Genomic DNA, 18253 nt, shown 5'->3' on the forward strand with positions numbered 1-18253 from the left:
CGGAGATGTGACGTCGTGGGGGGAAGTCAGTGGCGGGCGTGGGGTGCCCAGTCGTCCGTGCCCCTGAGGTAGTCCGTGACGGTGTACGTCCTCGCCTCGGCGGCGGCGAGCTGCGGCCGGTCGGCGCTCGGGGCCGCGCCCGGACCGTGGTTGCGGTACTCGGCGAACCGGGCGTCCTTCCACGAGAAGCCGCTCATGTCGGTCCACGGCGAGGCCTTCACGGCGGCCGGGAGGTCGGTGTCGCGGATCAGCACCTGGGCCACCGCGGCGGGTTCACCGCCGGGGTGCCACGGCCGGCCCAGGTGGAAGGTCCGGTCCGGGGCGTCGCTGACGACATTCGACCGGGTGATCAGGAACCCGTACGGGTTGCCCGTCCAGGTCGAGGCGGCCGTGATGTACCCGTTGTTGGAGTCCGAGCCGCGGCTCAGTGCCCGGATCACGGACCTGTCGATCACCGTCGTCGCCCGGCCGTAGACGAAGTCGACATCGCCCTCGATGTACGAGTCGCGGATGTAGACCCGGCTGATCACGTCCAGCCTGGGGCTGTCGGTCATCAGGGTGTCCTGGTTGCCCAGGAAGGCGGTGTCCTCGAAGACGATCCGGTCGCCGGTCGTCTTCATGGCGAGGGCCTGCTCGCCCTTCAGCTCGACCGCGGCCTCGTCGAAGTCGTTGCTGAAGGTGAGGTGGCGGGCGGTGACGTCGTTCGCGGCGATCCGTACCGTCGCGCTGCCCGTCGAACCGCCGTACTCGGCGGGGGTGTCGTGGACGATGACGGTGTCGGACCGGTCCTGCCCGGTCCCCTGGAGCACGATCTTCGGCTTGGTCGCCGGGATGTACACCTTGGCCCGGTAGGTGCCCGGCGCGACGGCGATCGTCACCGGCACGGAGTTGCCGTCGGGCACGGCGTCCACCGCGGCCTGCACGGTCGGGTAGTGGCCGGGAACGTGCAGGGTCACCCCGATCCGCTGCTGCGGGCCGGAGAAGCGGGACACCAGCGCGGGCACGGCGGCGGCCGGGTCCAGCCGGTAGTCGTAGAAGGACCGCGGGTCGAACGCCGTACCCCGGGCGTCGGTCCGTCCGGTCGTGTTCCGCAGGATCGACCCGCGCTGCACCAACTCGGCGGTGGCGTCGGCCTGGTAGGGATGCTGGATTCCGTCGTAGTAACTGTTCTCGATGACCATCCTGGTCCGGCCGCGCGACCAGTTCCCGTACGTCCACACCGGGTCCCCGTCGGCCACCTGCGCCGAGAGGTAGTTGTTGTAGAGGTGGGCGTAGGCGCAGTTGTCGGCGGACGGGTTGCGCTGCTTGGTCCCGGTGAACCAGTTGTGGTCGACGGTGATCTGGGTGAGCACGTCGGTCGTCCAGCCGATCCCGAACGCCTTGTTGTGGCTGCGGAACTGGTTGTACGAGACGGTGACGTACTGGCTGTCCTTGCGGATGTCGAGCAGCCCGTCGCCCATGTGCTCGAAGCGGTTGTGGTCGATCCAGACGTGGTCGGCGGTGTCCATCTGGATCGCGTCGAAGTCGGTCGTCTTGCCGTCCCAGTCGCCCTCGACGTACGAGTCGCGGATGGTCAGGTTGCGGATGATCACGTTGTGCGTGCCGGGGTTCAGGTGCAGTTCGCCGTGGACGATCTCGCCGGTGCCGCCGACGCCGATGATCGTCTTGTTCGAGGCCACGACGATGTCCGAGCCGAAGGGCTCGACGGCTATGGCACCCGAGACCCGTATGACGTACGGCTCCTCGGCGGCCGCGTAGGCGGCCAGCGCGGCCTGGTCGGTGACCGTGACGACCCTGCCGCCGGCCCCTCCGGTGGTGCCGCCGGCAAGGGAGGCGAAGCCGTGGGCCCGGTCGCTCCAGCGGTCGGCGCGGACCTGGTCGGCCGGGGCCCTGTCGACCGTGGCGGCCTCGGCCCGCCCGATCGTCCCGAGGCTCAGCGCGGCCACCAGGCCGAGCACAGCGGCCAGGACCTTGCCGGATCCCGGTCTCTGCAAGCGCTTGCTACGGAGGTGCTGCGTCATTGCGGCTCCCAACAGGCCTACGGGGCAGGTGCGTTACAGGTGGTCGATCCTGAAATGCGAGAAGGTTGCCGTGCCGGCGTGCCCTCCGCCGACGGGCGCCAGGGCGAACAGGCCGAGCAGGGCTCCGACCCAGCGCCAGGGGGTGGCGGCGAAGACGGGCCCGGAGGGCTGCGGGCCGTCGCCGAGGTCGTGGAAGAACCGGCAGCGGGCGCCCGCGCCGATCTCGATCCGCAGCCGCGCCTTCGCGGCGGGAGCCGGTCGCGGACGGTCGGCGTCCCGCTCCTCCTCGGCGACGCCCTCCGCGAACCGGTGCACGAGGTGGACCTCGCCGTCGGCCCCGCGCTGAAGTCCGATCCAGCCGAAGGCGTCCCCGAGGACGGCGAGTCCCGCGCGCGCCCCCGGCTCCGCACTGTGCAGCTCCAGCTCGACCTCGACGATGGAGGGCGTGCCGGGCAGCCGCTGGGTGAGGACGTTCGGCAGTCTGCGCAGGTCGTGCGCGTCGGCCGAGCGGACGCAGGTCAGCCGCAGTCCGTCAGCCGAGTGGTGGGTGGCCCAGCCGGGCTGCGGGTTGGCGGTCCACTGCCACTGACGGCCGAAGCGTCCACCGGGGAAGTCGTCGTCGGTGGCGGGCGCCGCGTCCGGTTGCGGCGGCAGATCCGGCCGCGCGTGCACGGCGACGGGGGCGCCGTCCTCGCCGAGCACCGGCCAGCCGTCGGCGCCCCAGCGCATCGGCTGGAGGTGGACGACCCTGCCGTAGGCCCCCTTCTGCTGGAAGTGCAGGAACCAGTCCTGGCCGGACGGGGTGCGCACCCAGCCGCCCTGGTGGGGGCCGTTGACGTCGGTGTCCTTCTGCTCCAGGACGATCCGCTCCTCGTACGGGCCGAAGAACCCGCGCGAGCGGAAGGCGCCCTGCCAGCCCGTCTCCACTCCGCCGGCGGGAGCGAGGATCCAGAACCAGCCGTCGTGCCGGTAGAGCTTGGGGCCTTCGAGGGTGAACCAGCCCGGGATCCGGTCGCCGTCGACGATCACCTTGCCCTCGTCGAGGAGTTCACGGCCGTCGAGGTCCATCCGGTGCCCGGTGAGGCGGTTCTTGACGCCGGAGCGGGACTTGGCCCAGGCGTGCACCAGATAGGCCTCGCCGGTCTCCTCGTCCCACAGCGGGCACGGGTCGATCAGGCCCTTGCCGGACTTGACCAGGTGCGGCCGGGTCCAAGGGCCCCTGATCCCGGGGGCGTTGACCTGGAAGATGCCCTGGTCGGGGTCGCCCCAGAAGATCCAGAACCGTTCGTCGTGGTAGCGGAGGGACGGCGCCCAGACCCCGCAGTCGTGCCGCGGCCCGGCGAACTCCCCGGCCGGTTCCAGGCGTTCGAGGGCGTGGCCGATCAGGGTCCAGTTGACCAGGTCGCGGGAGTGCAGCAGCGGCAGGCCGGGGACGCGTCCGAAGCTGGAGGCGGTGAGGTAGAAGTCGTCGCCGACCCGGATGACGTCGGGGTCGGACCAGTCGGCGTTCAGGACCGGGTTCGTGTACGTCGTCGGCGGGTCCGTCTTCGTGGGCGTCACTGGCTGACCGCCTTCCGTACCAGTGCGGCCGCTTCCAGCCGGGCCAGGCGTCCGTCGGCGACGACGGTCACGATCCGCCGTACGACGGTCTCCCCGGGCGGGACGGGCAGCCTCGCCTCGTGGGCGAGCGAGGAGCCCACCCCCGGGTACTCGTCGGCGCGCACGAACCACGGATCGCGGCGGGTCCGGTCGGTGGCCCCCGCGAAGACCAGGGTCCAGCCGGCTCCGGAGAGGGCCACCCAGTCGGCGCGGGTGCCGTGGACCGCCTCCTCCCCCTCGCGGTCGACGGTGAAGACGTCCGGGGCGTGCGGCTCCTTGCGGGCCCGCCAGAAGAAGCCGCCGTAGGCCGCGCCCGGGCGGCCGTTGGTGGCCGGGCTGCCGATCGAAAGGGGAGCACGGGTGACGTTGGTGAGGGAGAAGGTGAAGTCCAACGCCCAGGCGGCACCGGTCAGTTCGGTGGCGGCGACGGTACGGCGCTCGCGCAGCAGCTCCGTCCCCGCGGCGACCCAGCGCAGTTCCTCCACGAAGCCGTCCGGGTCGCGGAGCTGGAAGGAGTGGTGGCGCTGGGCACCGTGGTCGTCGAGCTCGGTCGGGCCGTGGTCGCGGACGTAGGTGCGCCCGCCCCAGAAGTTGTGCCCCTCGACGTCGGGAACGGCGACACCGACGCCGAGGTGGTGGACGTGGTCGGCCGGGCTGAGCTCGGTGACAGCCGTGCCGGCCAGGGTGGTGACCGGGTGCAGATAGGGGCGCGGGGAGAGCCGGGCGGGCAGCTCGGGCCGGGTGACGTAGCGGCCGACCGGGCGGCCCGCGACACGCAGGACCGGGGAATCGGGGGTCGTCATGTGCTCACCTCGTTCGCTTCGTGTGGCCGGGCCCAGTCGGCGCCCAGCTCGGAGTAGAGGGCGAGGTTGTCGGCGGCGGCCGCGACGAGTCCGTCGATGCCGGGGACGACGCGGCGGTCCTCGTCGGGGAGCAGGTGCCAGGCGCCGGCCGGGAGCGGGGTGGGGTCCGGGGCCAGCCGGATCGCCTCGACGACCTTCATGAAGGCGCCCGTCACCTCCGGGACCACCAGCAGCTCGTCGCCGTCGGTGAGGTGGTCGGCCAGGTTCTCCAGCAGGTCGGTGCGGCCGTACTCGTACTCCTCGGGGCCGTGCCCGGCCCGCTGGAGCAGCACCCGGTCCTGCTTGTACCAGTAGGTGATCCGGCCGTGGCTGCCGTGCACGACGACGTACGGCTCGTCCGGGTCCTCGGCGCACAGGGTCGCGGCGACGGTCACCGTGCGGCCGTTCGCGGTGGTGACGCGGACGCAGGAGGTGTCGTCGGACTCGATGTCGTTGGCGCGCAGGAGCTCGGTCTCGATCCGGGTGACGTCCTCGGCCCGGGTGGTGCCGTTCAGGGCGAGTGCGGTGGCGACGGCGTGGGCGAGGGGGTTGGTCAGCACGCCGTCGATCACGTCGACGCCGTTCATCTGCCGCTTGCCGGCCCAGGGCGCCCGCCGGTAGTACGCCTCGGCACGCGCCCAGGCACCGGCCCCGCCGATCCCGGTCACCTCGCCGATCGCGCCCTCCTCGACCAGCTCGCGGATGGCGGGCACCGCGTGCGAGCCCAGCGACTGGAAGCCGATCTGGCAGGCGACCCCGGCCGCGGCGACCCCGTCGGCCATGCGGCGGAACTCCGCGTACGACGGTGCCGGGGGCTTCTCCAGCAGGATGTGCACGCCTCGGCGGGCGGCTTCGAGCGCCAGGTCGGTGTGGGTCGGGATCGGGGTGCAGATCACCGCGATCCGGGCGCCGGTGGAGTCGAGGAGCGCGCCGAAGTCGGCGGACTGCTCGGGCGTGCCCAGCCCCTCGGGGATCTCCTCGCCGGTCAGCGGGGTCAGCTCGCAGATCCCCGCCAGCCGCACGATCCCCTTGTCCTGGAGGCGGCGGATGTTCTCCAGGTGCCAGCGGCCGTGGCCGCGCGCGCCCGCCAGGACGATGTCCACGGTGCCCGTGGTCTTCTCGGTGTTCATGGGATCCTCCCTGCGCCCGCGCCGCGCGCCACCTGCCGGTCGGCCGCGTCGCCGCTGTCGATCTTTGTGTGCAGGGTAGGCGTCCGGCCGACGTCCGCCGTGAGGCCGCGCTCGCTGCCGGCGTCGCGGGCGCTGTGGACGGCGAGCGGGTCCAGGGGACTGCCGTCGGCGGGGGTGCCGTTCCGGTGGAGCGACCCCGCACCGGAACCAGGGGCGACGGACACGCCCCTCGCCTCCGGCACCCGGGCATCGCCCAGCCCCAGCAGGACGCGGCCGACGGCACGTCCCTCGGCTCGGACGGCGACACCCACCAGACCCAGTACCAGGCCGGCCATGGCGATCCGACGGAGTCTCACTTCGCCGTCACCGCCTTGTCGCGCTCGGCGGCCCCGGCTCGCCGCAAGGGCATCGGGCCCACGTCGGCCGCCACGACTACTCGACCGGCGTGGGCCGCCCCGGCCCGCGCACGGACCCCGCACCGCGCGGAGACCTCCGCGGTCCGACCCCTGATCCCACGGGCACCGCCGAAGGCCACCGCCGGCCCGCTGGTCGAAGCCGGGACCCCGAGATGCTGTCCGCTCTGCTCGGGGCACTGGCCCCGGAAGCCGGTCCGGCCGGGCGCGGTCCCGTGGCCGACCGCGTGGTCGTGGCGGTCACCGGCGGTCACCGGGGCGGCCGGCGCACACGTTCCGCTGATCCGACGGAGCCTCATCCCTTCACCGCCCCCGCGCTGAAGCCCGTGATCAGCCACTTCTGGATGAAGGCGAACACGATCACCACGGGTACCGCGGCGATGATGCCGCCGGCGGCCAGTGCGCCGAGGTCGACGCTGTCGGCGCTCATCAGGGTGTTGAGGCCGACCGGGATCGTCTGCTTGTCCTGGTTGTTGAGGAACATCAGGGCGAACAGGAAGTGGTTCCAGGAGTGCACGAAGGCGAAGGAGCCGACGGCGATCAGGCCGGGGCGGAGAAGGGGCAGGACGACGATCCGGAACGCCGTCAGCCGGTTGCAGCCGTCGACCCAGGCCGCCTCCTCCAGGGAGTACGGCACGTTCTTGATGAAGTTGCTGATCAGGATCATCGACAGCGGCAGCTGGAAGACGGTCTCGGCGATGATGACGCTGCCCAGCGAGTTGATCATCTTCAGCTCGGCGAAGATCTCGAACAGCGGCACCAGGAGCAACGCGCCCGGCACGAACTGCGAGCACAGCAGCGCCAGCATGAACGCGTTCTTCACCTTGAAGTCGAACCGGGCGAGGGCGTAGCCGCCGGCCAGGGCGACGAGGGTCGTCATCACCAGGGTGGCAAGCCCGACGTACACGCTGTTCTCGAAGTAGGTGCCGAAGGCCCGCTCCGTCCACACCTTCTCGAAGTGGTCGAAGGTGATCGGCCAGGGCACGAGCGAGGTCGAGCCGGCCGGGCGGAGCGCGAAGAGCAGGATCCAGTAGAAGGGGATGAGCGTGAAGACGAGGTAGACCGACAGCGGCAGGTAGATGTGCCAGCGCGGGACCTCGTCCCAGGAACGGCGGTGCTTCGCCGGGCGGACCGGTTCCGGCGCCTCGCGCACCGGGGCGGGGGCGACCTCCGTGGCCTCCTTGGTGATCACTTGGAACCGCCTCCGAACTTGCTCAGCCGCAGGTACACCATCGAGCAGAAGAGCAGGATCACGAACGCGACCGTGGTCAGGGCGGACGCGTAGCCGAAGTTGTGGGCGTCGACGCTGGTGTTGGCGATGTACAGCGGGAGGGTGGTCGTCTCCCCCGCCGGTCCGCCGCCGGTCAGGGTGTAGAGCAGGTCGACGTTGTTGAACTCCCACACGGCGCGCAGCAGTGTGGACAGGATGATCGCGTCCTTCAGGTGGGGCAGCGTGATGTGCCAGAACTGCTTGACGCGGCTGGCCCCGTCGACCTCGGCGGCCTCGTACAGGTCCTTCGAGACGGACTGGAGGTCGGCGAGGATGAGGATCGCGAAGAAGGGGACACCGCGCCACAGGTCGGCGACGACCGCCGCCGAGAACACGGTGGAGGTGTCCGAGAGCCAGCTCGTCCCGTAGGAGCCGATGCCCATGTCGGCGAGGTAACGGGTGATGCCGGTCTGGGAGTTGTAGAGCAGCACCCAGATCGCGGAGGTCAGCACGCCGGAGACGGCCCATGGGGAGAAGACGAGCGCGCGGCCCATCGCCCTGCCCACGAAGGTCTGGTTGACGATCAGTGCGAGCGCGAGGCCGAACAGGAGCTGGAGTCCGACCTCGACGAGGACCCACTTGGCGCTGAAGGTCAGCGTGTCCCAGAACTGCGGGTCCTCGGTGAAGATGTGGACGAAGTTGTCGAGGCCCGCGTAGCCGTTGCGCCACGGCTTGGTGGGGTTGTAGTTCTGCAGGCTGTAGTAGAAGACGCTGATGACCGGGTAGGCGATGAAGCCCAGCATCAGCAGGGCGGCCGGTGCGATCAGCAGGTACGGCAGCCTGCGCGGCGTGGCGGAGGCATGGCGTCGCCGGGGTGGCGCCGGCGGTTTCGCCACGGCTGCGGCTTGGGCCATGACAGGGTCTCCGTTCTCGGTGCGGCTTGCGTACGTGGTGCGGTAAGCGCTTTCTCGCTGTGCGTCGGGTGCCACTTGCTGTTGAGTGGCGGGTGCGGGTGCGTTGTGGCCGGTCGCGCGGTTCCCCGCGCCCCTAAGGGTGGGAGCAGTCACCCTGCATACGGGTCGGGGACCTTGCCTTGCCTGGCCAGGAACTCGAAGTCGCAGCCGGTGTCCGCCTGGGTGATCTGGTCGTTGTAGAGGGCGCCGTAGCCGCGCTCGTAGCGGGTGGGCGGGGGCGTCCACTCCGCCCTCCTGCGCTCCAACTCCTCGTCGTCCACGTCGAGTCGGAGGGTTCGTGCCTCGACGTCCAGGGTGATCGAGTCACCCGTGCGGACCAGGGCCAGCGGGCCGCCGACGTACGACTCCGGAGCCACATGGAGGACGCACGCGCCGTAACTCGTCCCGCTCATCCGGGCGTCGGAGATGCGGACCATGTCCCGCACGCCCTGCTTGAGCAGATGGTCGGGGATGGGCAGCATGCCGTACTCGGGCATGCCGGGTCCGCCCTTGGGGCCGGCGTTGCGCAGCACCAGGACGCTGTCGGCGGTGATGTTCAGCGCCGGGTCGTCGATGGTGCGTTGCATGGTCTTGTAGTCGTCGAAGACGACCGCGGGCCCGGTGTGCTTGAGCAGGTGCGGCTCGGCGGAGATGTGCTTGATGACGGCACCGTCCGGGCAGAGGTTGCCGCGCAGGACGGCGACCCCGCCCTCGCCGGCGACCGGGTTCTCCCGGGTGCGGATGACGTCGTCGTCGTGGACGACGGCCCCCGCGATCTGCTCGCCCAGGGTGCCGTTGACGGTCGGCCGGTCCAGGTGGAGCAGGTCGGTGATCCGGGAGAGGAAGGCGGGCAGACCGCCGGCGAAGTGGAAGTCCTCCATCAGGTACGTCTGTCCGCCGGGCCGGACGTTCGCCAGCACCGGCACGGTCCGTGCGATGCGGTCGAAGTCGTCGAGGGTGAGCGGGACCCGGCACCGTCCGGCCATCGCGATCAGGTGGATGACCGCGTTGGTGGAGCCGCCGAGCCCGAGCACGGTGGTGACGGCGTCCTCGAAGGCCTCGCGGGTGAGGATCTCGGACGGCCTGAGCCCGGTCCAGGCGAGCTCGACCGCGCGGCGCCCGGACGCCGCGGCCATCCGCTCGTGCGCGGAGTCCACGGCGGGAATCGAGGAGGCACCCGGCAGGGTCATGCCCAGGGTCTCCGCCGCCGCGGTCATCGTGGACGCGGTCCCCATGGTCATGCAGTGCCCCGGGGAGCGCGCCAACCCGCCCTGGAGTTCCCGCAGTTCGCAGTCGGTCAGGTTGCCCGCGCGGTGCTCGTCCCAGTACTTCCACATGTCGGTGCCGGAGCCGAGGGTCTCCCCGCGCCAGTGCCCCGGCAGCATCGGCCCCGCGGGCACGAACACCGAGGTGACGTCGGCGGAGGCCGCACCCATGAGCAGCGCGGGCGTCGACTTGTCGCAGCCGCCGAGCAGCACCGCCGCGTCGATCGGGTACGACCGCAGCAGCTCCTCCGTCTCCATGGCGAGGAGGTTGCGGTAGAGCATCGGGGTCGGCTTCTGGTAGGTCTCGGAGAGGGTGGCGACCGGGAACTCCAGCGGGAAGCCGCCCGCCTGCCACACTCCCCGCTTGACCGCCTCGGCGCGCTCGCGCAGGTGGACGTGGCAGGGGTTGATGTCGGACCAGGTGTTGAGGACGGCGATCACCGGCCGGCCCCGGTACTCCTCGGCCTCGTAACCGAGCTGGCGCATCCGGGCGTTGTGCGACCAGGTGCGCAACTGGCCCTCGGTGCCGTACCACTGGTGGCTTCTGAGCTCTTCGGGACGCTTCCTGTCGGTCATATCGACCACCCGGCGGCTATCGCGGCGACCTCGGCGCGCTCGCTCGGGGGCAACTCACGGCTGGGCGGGCGCACTTCGCGGCGGCACAGGCCGAGGGAGGCGAGGGCCTCCTTGACGACGGTGACATTGTCGGCGGAGCCGTTCGCGGCCCGGAGCTCCTCGAAGCGGCGGATCTGCTCCCAGATCTTCATGGCGGCCGGGTAGTCACCGGACCGAAGCGCTTCGATCATGTTCAGCGAGACGGCCGGGGCGACGTTCACGAGCCCGGAGGTGAAGCCGGTGGCGCCCGCCGAGAAGTAGGAGGGGGCGTAGGGCTCGGCGAGCCCGGCGACCCACACGAAGCGTTCCAGTCCCGCGTCCCGGGCGAAGGCGGCGAACCTGGCCGCGTCCGGCACGGCGTACTTCACGCCGATCACGTTGGGGCAGGCGTCGGCGAGTTCGGCGAGGCGGTCGCCGCCGAGCTGGGCGTTGCGGATGTACGGGACGACCCCCAGCTCCGGGACGGCCGAGGCGATCGCCCGGTGGTAGTCGATCCAGCCACCCTGCGAGACGTACGGGTGGACGGGCTGGTGGACCATGACCATGCCCACGCCGAGTTCCCTGGCGTGCCGGGCGGAGGCGACGGCGGTGGGGACGTCGTGGCCGACGCCGACGAGGACGTTCGCCCGGTCCCCTGCCTCCTCGACGGTCAACTCCGTGACCAGGCGGCGCTCCTCGGGGCTGAGGGCGTAGAACTCGCCGGTGTTCCCGTTGGGGGTGAGGGTGGTGATCCCTCCGTCGAGCAGCCGGCGCAGCAGGGCCCGGTGGGTGTCCTGGTCGACGCTGCCGTCCTCGGCGAACGGGGTCACCGGGATCGCCACCACGTCGGCCAGGGCCGCCCGCTGGGTCTCGAAGCTCTCGCTGCTCATTCCTGGCCTTCCTGGTCCAGCACTCCGGGGAACGCTCGTTCCACGAAGGACGCGATGTGGGCGTGCAGGGCGCGGGCCGCGCCGTCCGCGTCGCCGGCCAGGGCGAGCCGCAGGATCTCCCGGTGCTCCCCCGCCTCCCGGTCCCAGGAGGGCGAGGCGGCCCAGGCGACGGCGGAGACCAGGGCGGCCTGGTCGCGGACCTCGTCGAGCATCCGGCCGAGCAGCGGATTGCCGCAGGGCAGGTAGAGGGCGCGGTGGAACTCCCGGTTGGCGAGGGAGCGTTCGGCGGTGTCGGTGGCGTCGTCGGCCCGGGTGAGGGCGTCCCGCGCGGCCTCCAGGGACGCCCCGCGCCGTACGGACCGCTTGAGCGCCTCGGGTTCGAGGAGCAGCCGGACGTCGTAGACCTCGCGCGCCATGTCCGCGTCCACCATGCGCACCGTGACGCCCTTGTACTGGCTCATCACGACGAGCCCGGTCCCGGCCAGGGTCTTGAGCGCCTCGCGCACCGGGGTCTTGGACACCCCGAACTGGGCGGCGAGTTCGGTCTCCACCAGGGCCTGACCAGGCGTCAGGCGCCCGGTGAGGATGCGGCGTTTGATCTCCTCCAGCACGTACTGCGTGCGGGAGGGGATCGGCGTGGGCACAGAGGTCATGCGCGCCTCTCGGATCTCGCGTATCGGATCTTGCGTATCTGATCTCGCATATCGCGTCTCATATATGACGTACGAAGTACGACGCGTTGAAGGTAAGAGGACGGTGTTGTTTCGTCAATGCTTCCGGCAGAGGAAGTCGACGTTGCGCCGCGGCCGCGTCGGACGAGCCGGGTGGCGCCCACGAAGGCGGCGGCCGCGCGCGTCCGGCGTCCTAGGGGGTCAGATGAACCTGTTCGCCTTCGCGATGCCGGTCGATGTCCGCCTCGCACAGGAACACGTCCGACTCGACGGCGAGTTCGATCAGGGCGGCGCGGGGTCCGCTGCCCCCGAGTGGGCGAGGACGCGTCCGGCGCACTCGGCGCGCAGACCGTACGCCTCGGTGTCGTGCACGACGGCCCGCGCGGCCGGCCGCAGGTGCCAGTGCCGGGTCTCGTGGCCGTCGTACAGGGGGTGGAAGGTCGTCGCCGATCCCCTCGCCGCCGTCTACGCCTTCGCCTAGGCCCGAAGAACGGGGGCACCGCCCGGTCGAGCGCAGTCGAGACTGGGGAAGGTCCGCGTGCAGGCGGGAGATCCGGATCGCCGTCAGCCGGGAGGCATCCGTGTGCCGCTGCAACTCCGCGAAGGTGCCGGGTCCGGCGTCCACCCACACCGGCTGAGGGGCGGCACGGTGGCCCCGGCGTCTACGGCGTCCAGCCCGGGTTCCGCCCGCTCAGGCCCAGGGCCCTCTCCAGCAGCGGTGCCTCCTGGGGCACCGGGACGATCGGGCCGAAGATGGCGTCCCGGCTCGGGTCGTCGGCGGACGCCTGGAGGAAGTCGTACGTCGCCCGGAGCGCGGCGGGGTCCGGGTCGTACGGCTGGCCGGTGGCCATGGCCAGGTCCCAGCCGTGGACGACCAGTTCGTCGACGGCGACGGCGGCCGCGACCTCGGCGGGCAGGTCGACACCGCCCGCGCGGGTCATGCCGGTCCAGGCGGCCGGGTCGCGCCAGGCCGCGGCGAGCTCGTCGAGGACCTTGGGGAGCTCCTCGCGCCAGCCGGGGCCGACGTCCGGGAGGGAGTCGGTCGGCGGGGTGTCGGTGGTGGCGCCGAGGTCCTTGCGGGCGGCGTCGCGGAAGGCGGCGGAGAGACCGAGCAGGTGGCCGAGCAGGTTGCGCACCGCGTACTCGGGACACGGCGTGGCGTTCCCCAGCTGCTCGTCGGTGACGCCCTCGGCCAGCAGGGCGATGACGCGGGTCTGCGGTCCGAGGTCCAGCGGCGGGACGGTCATGCGGGGCTCCTCAGGGTTCACGGTGTGGTGAGGGGTGGACCGCCGCCGCCGCGAAAACTCATCGCCCGCGTTCTAGGGAAGCTGCCCCATCCCGTCGCGGGGGCCTTAGACGCACGATGGGCAGGCATGACGAAGACATGGGCGGTGCTCCACGACCGCGACGCCAGGCTCTGTCTCACCGGAGTGCTCGTCTCCGGTTTCGGCACCTCGGCCCTGTGGCTGGTGTCCGGCGTCTGGGTCAAGGACCTCACCGGCTCGGACGGCCTCGCCGCGCTGTCCATGCTCGCGATGTGGCTGCCGACCCTGGCGGGCCCGCTGCTCGGCACGATCGCCGACCGGATCCGCCGCAAGCCGCTGCTGATCGGCGGCAACCTGCTGATGGCGGCCCTGCTGCCGGTCCTGCTCACCGAACGGGTCGCGGTCGTCCTCGCGGTCCTCCTCGTGTACGGCACGACGGGCGTCGTCCTCGACGCGGCGGAGTCGGCCCTGGTCGCCGGCGCGGTCGCCCCGTCCCTGCTCGGCGACTTCAACGGGCTGCGGACGGCGGTCAACGAGGGCATGAAACTGGTGGCGCCCCTGGCCGGAGCGGGCCTCTACGCCCTCTGGGGCGGCCCGGCGGTGGCCCTGCTGGACGCGACCACGTTCGTACTCGCCGCACTCCTGTACCGCGGCCTGCGTGTCCGGGAGGACGAACCCGGGCCGTCCCGGCGCACCCCGTTCGTCGAAGGCGCGCGCCACATCTGGGCCCACCCCGCGCTCCGCCCCCTGATCCTGGCGGGCGCCGGCACCATGCTGTGCGCGGGGGTCAACGGCGCGCTGATGTACGCCGTGATCGACGGACTCGGCCACTCCCCCGCGTACGCCGGGGCGCTGTACGCCGTGCAGGGCGCCGGTTCGGTGGCGGTGGGGCTGCTCTCCGGACCCGCCCTGCGCCGGCTGGGCGGCCGCCGGTTCGCCGTGTACGGCATCGTCCTGACCGCCGTGGCCGCCGGGCTGCGGGCGGTCCCGTCCGACCCGCTGGCCCTGGTGTGCAGCGCGGCCGTCGGCTTGGGCCTGCCCTGTGTGCTGGTCGCCGCGCTCACCGCCGTGCAGCGCGAGACCCCGGACGCGCTGCTGGGCCGTGCGGTCGCCACCGCCAACACCCTGGTGTTCGCCCCGAACGTGCTCGGTCTCGCGGTGGGCGCGGCCCTGGTCGAACCGGTCGACCAGCGGCCGCTGTCGGCCGTCATGGGCGTGGTGTGGCTGGCCTCGTCGGTCCCGCTGCTTCAGAGGCGGGCCAGGGCCGAGCGGATCGCGTCCAGGTCGCCGTCCGACGCCAACCCGGCGTGATACAGCCGGACTTCGCTCGCCCCGGCCTCGCGCGCGCGGGCCACGTCCGCCGCGAGCGTGCCCGGGCTGCCGCCCATGCCCGACACCACGGGGAAGTTGGCGGCGACGACCGCGCCTTCGCGGATCCCGGCGAAGGGCGTGAGCAGGTCGGGCCCGCCCGCGCAGGGCACGACGACCCCGTCGGCGACGGACAGGACGTGCTCGGGGTCGACACCCGCGTTGGCGCCGACGTGGTACGTCACGGGGTCGGCGTGCAGCAGGATCTGAAAACCCTCGGGGGCGGCCGAGCGAACGGCCCGGACCGCGCTCTCCTGGAGCGTGCGGGCGGTCTCGTCCCGCCACGCGCGCGTGGCCGCCGCCCGCTCGGCGCCCAGGAGCTTCTCGACGCCGGCCCAGCCGCCGTCGTCCGGCGCGCCCCGCCACAGCGGCTCCAGCGCGGCGCGGACGGCGGCGGCGAGCGCGTCGGCGTCCTGCCCCTGTTCGCCGTACCCCTCGCGGCACGTCCCGCAGAAGCAGAGCGCCATGAGGTACGTCCCGGCGTCACCGAGCGGGACCCCGCCGGTCTTGTCGTGGGCGTGCAGGTGCTGGAGGCCGTACCAGCCGAGGGACTCCAGTTCGGTGCCGGCCGCGCCCGGGCGCACGGCCGCCTCCACGGCGAGGTCGACGAGGTACGCGCGCGTGGCGGGCTGTGCGATGCACGGGGCCCACGGGTAGCGGTCGCCGTAGGCGTTGACGACGGAGGTGTCCGGGTGCTCGGCGCCCAGGCGGGAGTTGTGCGCGAGGACGACCCAGGTGTGCACCTCCAGACCGGCCCCGGAGAGCTCGGCACAGGCCGCTCCGAAGGCGTCGCCCGGCGCCCAGTCACCGGCCGCGTACGGACGCAGGTCCCGCCCTTCCCAGCGCGCGTCCGTCGGGTACAGGACGGCGGCGTGCTCGGCGGTGACGATGCGGTGGCGCGGGTGGCGGGGGGTCAGCGCGCGCGTGGAGTGGTAGGCGGAGGCGAGGGTCGCCTGCCGCACGCCGAGCCCGGCGATGCGGGCCGCGGCCTCCGGGTCCCCGTTGACGTCCCAGGGGTAGACGAACGCCGACGCCTTCACTGTGCCTCCTCCAGGAGCGCGTACCCGCGCTCGATGATCTCCGCGAGCTGCTTCACATGGTCCGCGCCCGGCTCGTGCAGCGGCGGGCGGACCTCTCCCACGTCGAGGCCGCGCATCCGGACGGCGGCCTTGACCAGGGAGACGGCGTACCCGCGGCCCTGCGCGCGCAGTTCGACGAAGGGCCGGTAGAAGCCGTCGAGCAGACGGTCGGCCGTCGCCCGGTCGCCGTCGGCGAGGGCGCGGTGGAAGGCGAGGGCGATCTCGGGGGCGAAGCAGAAGACGGCGGAGGAGTACAGGGGGACGCCGATGGCCTGGTAGGCGAGCTGGGTCTGCTCGGCGGTCGGCAGTCCGTTGAAGTAGAGGAAGTCGCCGGGCACCTCGGTGCGTACGGCGCTGACGGTCCGCTGCATCAGGTCGAGGTCGCCGAGGCCGTCCTTGAGGCCGATGACGCCCTCGGTACGGGCCAGTTCGACGACGGATTCCGGGGTGAAGACGGCGTTGTCGCGCTGGTAGACGATCACCGGCAGCGCGGTCGCGGCGGCCACCTCGCGGTAGTGCCGCAGCAGTCCCTCCTGCCCGGCCACGACGAGGTAGGGCGGCATGGCGAGCAGTCCGTCGGCCCCGGCCGCCTCGGCGAGCCGCGCGTACCGGACGGCGAGCGCGGTGCCGTACCCGGCGCCCGCGACCACGGGTACGCGCCCCGCCGTCTCCTCGACGGCCGCCCGGACGCACTGCTCGAACTCCTCGGGCGTGAGCGCGTGGAACTCCCCGGTGCCGCAGCAGGCGAACACGGCCGCGGCCCCGGCGTCCACGCCTCGGCGTACGTGCGCGCGGTACACGGCGAGGTCGGGGGATCCGTCGGGGCCGTAGGCGGTGACGGGGAAGAACAGCGGCCCGCTGGGGATGCCGAGTCGGTGGGCGAGGTCGGCGGACGGCATCACAGGCTCTCCCTAAAGTGGCATGCAGAATACTGATCAGAGTTTATATTTATGAACACGACTCGCGCCACCCTTGACGAAGTCAAGAAACGATCCCTAACTTGTCCACGCATGTGAATACCGTACTCATGAGCCCGTTCAAGGAGACTTGCGGATGCCCGCTCCCCGTACCGTTCTGCTCACCGGTGCCGCCGGCGGGCTCGGCACCCTGATGCGGGATCTGCTCCCGGGCTACGGGTACGAACTGCGCCTGCTCGATCTGCGGCCCGTGGAGGGCGAGCCGGACGCGGTCGTCGCCGACCTCGCCGACAAGGACGCGGTGCGCGAGGCCGTACGGGGCGTCGACGCGATCATCCACCTCGCGGGCATCTCCCTGGAAGCCCCCTTCGAGAAGATCCTCAAGGCGAACATCGAGGGCACGTACAACCTGTACGAGGCCGCGCACGCGGAGGGCGTCGGACGGATCGTCTTCGCCTCCTCCAACCACGCCGTCGGCTACACCCCCCGGCCGCGGGACGGCGACCCGCTCATCCCGGTCGACACCCCGCGCCGCCCGGACACCTTCTACGGCCTGTCCAAGTCCTTCGGCGAGGACCTCGCACAGCTCTACTGGGACCGGCACGGCCTGGAGACGGTCTCCGTGCGCATCGGCTCCTGCTTCGCCGAGCCCACCAGCGTGCGGATGCTCTCGGTGTGGATGAGCCCCGCCGACGGCGCCCGCCTCTTCCACGCGGCCCTGACCGCCGAGGACGTCGGCCACACCGTGGTCTACGGCTCCTCCGCCAACACCCGCCTGTGGTGGGACCTGACCACCGCGCGGGCCCTCGGCTACGAGCCTCAGGACGACTCCGAGCCCTACGCGGAGAAGCTCATCGCCGAACAGGGCGAACTCCAGGAGGGCAACGAGGCACACGCCTACCTGGGCGGCCAGTTCGTGACGGACCCGCCGATCTGGCCGTACTGAGACACCGACGCACGGACGGGCGGGCACAGAACGGGCCCGCCCTCAGTCGTTCCGGGCACGACAAACAAGGTGGGGGGCAGGCGCGAAGCGGCACCCCCAGGGGCGCGGGGAACCGCGCGACCAGCCACAACGCACCGGCAGCCGCCGTACGACCGAACCACCCGAACCAGGAGGCGCGCTCCGCCCGAACGGGCACACGCGGTCACTATCACCCGAGCAACAGACCTGGTCACCACACCCCGCCCGCTGTACAACTTCCTGCAGACGCCCGAACGGGCAGCGCACGACAGGAAAGCGGGTGACCGAATGACCAGAACCGCGGAAGAACGCCAGCGGGAGATCGTTCGTGCCGCCCGCACCACAGGCGCCGTGGACGTCAATACCCTGGCCGCACAACTCGGCGTCGCCAAGGAGACGGTGCGCAGAGACCTCCGCGCCCTGGAGGACCACGGCCTGGTCCGCCGTACGCACGGCGGCGCCTACCCCGTGGAGAGCGCCGGCTTCGAGACCACGCTCGCCTTCCGCGCCACCAGCCACGTGCCCGAGAAACGCAGGGTCGCGGCCGCCGCCGCCGAGCTGCTCGGGGACGCCGAGACGGTCTTCGTCGACGAGGGCTTCACCCCGCAGCTCATCGCCGAAGCCCTGCCCCGGGACCGGCCGCTGACCGTGGTCACCGCGTCCCTCCCGGTCGCCGGCGCACTCGCCGGGGCCGAGAACACCTCCGTCCTGCTGCTCGGCGGCCGGGTCCGCCCCGGCACCCTGGCGACCGTCGACCACTGGACGACCAGGATGCTGGCCGGCTTCGTCCTCGACCTCGCCTACATCGGCGCCAACGGCATCTCCCGCGAACACGGGCTCACCACCCCCGACCCGGCGGTCAGCGAGGTCAAGGCACAGGCGATCCGTGCGGCACGCCGCACGGTGTTCGCGGGCGTGCACACCAAGTTCGGCGCGGTCAGCTTCTGCCGCTTCGCGGAGATCGGCGCGCTGGAGGCGATCGTGACGAGCACGCTGCTGCCCGCCTCGGAGGCACACCGGTACTCCCTGCTGGGCCCGCAGGTCATCAGGGCCTGAATCTCGAACCGACACC

General features: G+C 72.0%; 16 protein-coding genes and 2 pseudogenes. 3 read left to right on the plus strand and 15 right to left on the minus strand.

Annotation, left to right across the window (positions count from 1 at the left end; genetic code table 11):
- Positions 1 to 26 precede the first annotated feature (26 nt).
- From ACIQJT_RS13045 to ACIQJT_RS13105, 13 genes and pseudogenes are all read right to left on the minus strand, one after another.
- Positions 27 to 2021 (minus strand): pectinesterase family protein, encoded by a 1995-nt coding sequence (locus ACIQJT_RS13045; protein WP_402642817.1) that lies wholly within the window; start codon positions 2019 to 2021, stop codon positions 27 to 29.
- A 33-nt stretch (positions 2022 to 2054) separates the two neighbouring features.
- Positions 2055 to 3581 (minus strand): family 43 glycosylhydrolase, encoded by a 1527-nt coding sequence (locus ACIQJT_RS13050; RefSeq protein ID WP_365462276.1) that lies wholly within the window; start codon positions 3579 to 3581, stop codon positions 2055 to 2057.
- Positions 3578 to 4423, minus strand: a complete 846-nt coding sequence (locus tag ACIQJT_RS13055; RefSeq protein ID WP_402642821.1) for a PmoA family protein — start codon at positions 4421 to 4423, stop codon at positions 3578 to 3580. Before ACIQJT_RS13055 ends, ACIQJT_RS13050 begins: the two co-directional genes overlap by 4 nt.
- Positions 4420 to 5592, minus strand: coding sequence for a Gfo/Idh/MocA family protein (locus ACIQJT_RS13060; RefSeq protein ID WP_402642824.1), 1173 nt, complete (start codon positions 5590 to 5592; stop codon positions 4420 to 4422). The genes ACIQJT_RS13055 and ACIQJT_RS13060 overlap by 4 nt, the downstream gene beginning before the upstream one ends.
- Positions 5589 to 5948: a hypothetical protein gene (locus tag ACIQJT_RS13065; protein WP_402642827.1), complete on the minus strand. Its 360-nt coding sequence runs from the start codon at positions 5946 to 5948 to the stop codon at positions 5589 to 5591. The genes ACIQJT_RS13060 and ACIQJT_RS13065 overlap by 4 nt, the downstream gene beginning before the upstream one ends.
- A gap of 352 nt (positions 5949 to 6300) precedes the next feature.
- Positions 6301 to 7197 carry a carbohydrate ABC transporter permease gene (locus ACIQJT_RS13070; protein ID WP_402642830.1) on the minus strand — a complete coding sequence of 299 codons (897 nt, stop codon included), beginning with the start codon at positions 7195 to 7197 and terminating at the stop codon, positions 6301 to 6303.
- The gene (locus tag ACIQJT_RS13075) at positions 7194 to 8129 is read right to left on the minus strand and encodes a sugar ABC transporter permease (protein WP_365462286.1); all 936 of its coding nucleotides are present in this window, start codon (positions 8127 to 8129) and stop codon (positions 7194 to 7196) included. The genes ACIQJT_RS13070 and ACIQJT_RS13075 overlap by 4 nt, the downstream gene beginning before the upstream one ends.
- A gap of 149 nt (positions 8130 to 8278) precedes the next feature.
- Positions 8279 to 10009, minus strand: a complete 1731-nt coding sequence (araD, locus tag ACIQJT_RS13080; protein WP_402642832.1) for an L-arabinonate dehydratase — start codon at positions 10007 to 10009, stop codon at positions 8279 to 8281.
- A complete protein-coding gene (locus ACIQJT_RS13085) occupies positions 10006 to 10917 on the minus strand; it encodes a dihydrodipicolinate synthase family protein (RefSeq protein WP_365462290.1) in 912 nt (303 codons plus the stop codon). Before ACIQJT_RS13085 ends, araD begins: the two co-directional genes overlap by 4 nt.
- Positions 10914 to 11570 carry a GntR family transcriptional regulator gene (locus ACIQJT_RS13090; protein ID WP_365462292.1) on the minus strand — a complete coding sequence of 219 codons (657 nt, stop codon included), beginning with the start codon at positions 11568 to 11570 and terminating at the stop codon, positions 10914 to 10916. The genes ACIQJT_RS13085 and ACIQJT_RS13090 overlap by 4 nt, the downstream gene beginning before the upstream one ends.
- A 214-nt stretch (positions 11571 to 11784) precedes the next feature.
- Positions 11785 to 12029, minus strand: a pseudogene (locus tag ACIQJT_RS13095) (MBL fold metallo-hydrolase); the annotation flags it as partial.
- Between the two features lie 91 nt (positions 12030 to 12120).
- Positions 12121 to 12222, minus strand: a pseudogene (locus ACIQJT_RS13100) (MBL fold metallo-hydrolase); the annotation flags it as partial.
- A 28-nt stretch (positions 12223 to 12250) separates the two neighbouring features.
- Complete coding sequence (locus tag ACIQJT_RS13105; protein ID WP_365462296.1) at positions 12251 to 12835, minus strand: TIGR03086 family metal-binding protein; 585 nt, start codon at positions 12833 to 12835, stop codon at positions 12251 to 12253.
- A gap of 126 nt (positions 12836 to 12961) precedes the next feature.
- Here ACIQJT_RS13105 and ACIQJT_RS13110 point away from each other — a divergent pair, with 126 nt between their 5' ends.
- Positions 12962 to 14164 (plus strand): MFS transporter, encoded by a 1203-nt coding sequence (locus ACIQJT_RS13110; protein ID WP_402642836.1) that lies wholly within the window; start codon positions 12962 to 12964, stop codon positions 14162 to 14164.
- On the opposite strand, the gene ACIQJT_RS13115 is transcribed toward ACIQJT_RS13110, so the two are convergent.
- Positions 14101 to 15261 carry a hypothetical protein gene (locus ACIQJT_RS13115; RefSeq protein ID WP_402642839.1) on the minus strand — a complete coding sequence of 387 codons (1161 nt, stop codon included), beginning with the start codon at positions 15259 to 15261 and terminating at the stop codon, positions 14101 to 14103. The two genes, ACIQJT_RS13110 and ACIQJT_RS13115, sit on opposite strands and share 64 nt — an antisense overlap.
- A complete protein-coding gene (locus ACIQJT_RS13120; protein ID WP_365462302.1) occupies positions 15258 to 16199 on the minus strand; it encodes a 5-dehydro-4-deoxyglucarate dehydratase in 942 nt (313 codons plus the stop codon). The genes ACIQJT_RS13115 and ACIQJT_RS13120 overlap by 4 nt, the downstream gene beginning before the upstream one ends.
- 154 nt (positions 16200 to 16353) lie before the next feature.
- On the opposite strand from ACIQJT_RS13120, the gene ACIQJT_RS13125 reads away from it, so the two are divergent.
- Positions 16354 to 17163 (plus strand): NAD(P)-dependent oxidoreductase, encoded by an 810-nt coding sequence (locus tag ACIQJT_RS13125; RefSeq protein ID WP_365462304.1) that lies wholly within the window; start codon positions 16354 to 16356, stop codon positions 17161 to 17163.
- A 306-nt stretch (positions 17164 to 17469) separates the two neighbouring features.
- Positions 17470 to 18237 carry a DeoR/GlpR family DNA-binding transcription regulator gene (locus tag ACIQJT_RS13130; protein ID WP_053852744.1) on the plus strand — a complete coding sequence of 256 codons (768 nt, stop codon included), beginning with the start codon at positions 17470 to 17472 and terminating at the stop codon, positions 18235 to 18237.
- The last annotated feature ends 16 nt before the right edge of the window (positions 18238 to 18253 follow it).

The organism is Streptomyces sp. NPDC091972, assembly GCF_044756385.1.
Lineage (GTDB): Bacteria > Actinomycetota > Actinomycetes > Streptomycetales > Streptomycetaceae > Streptomyces.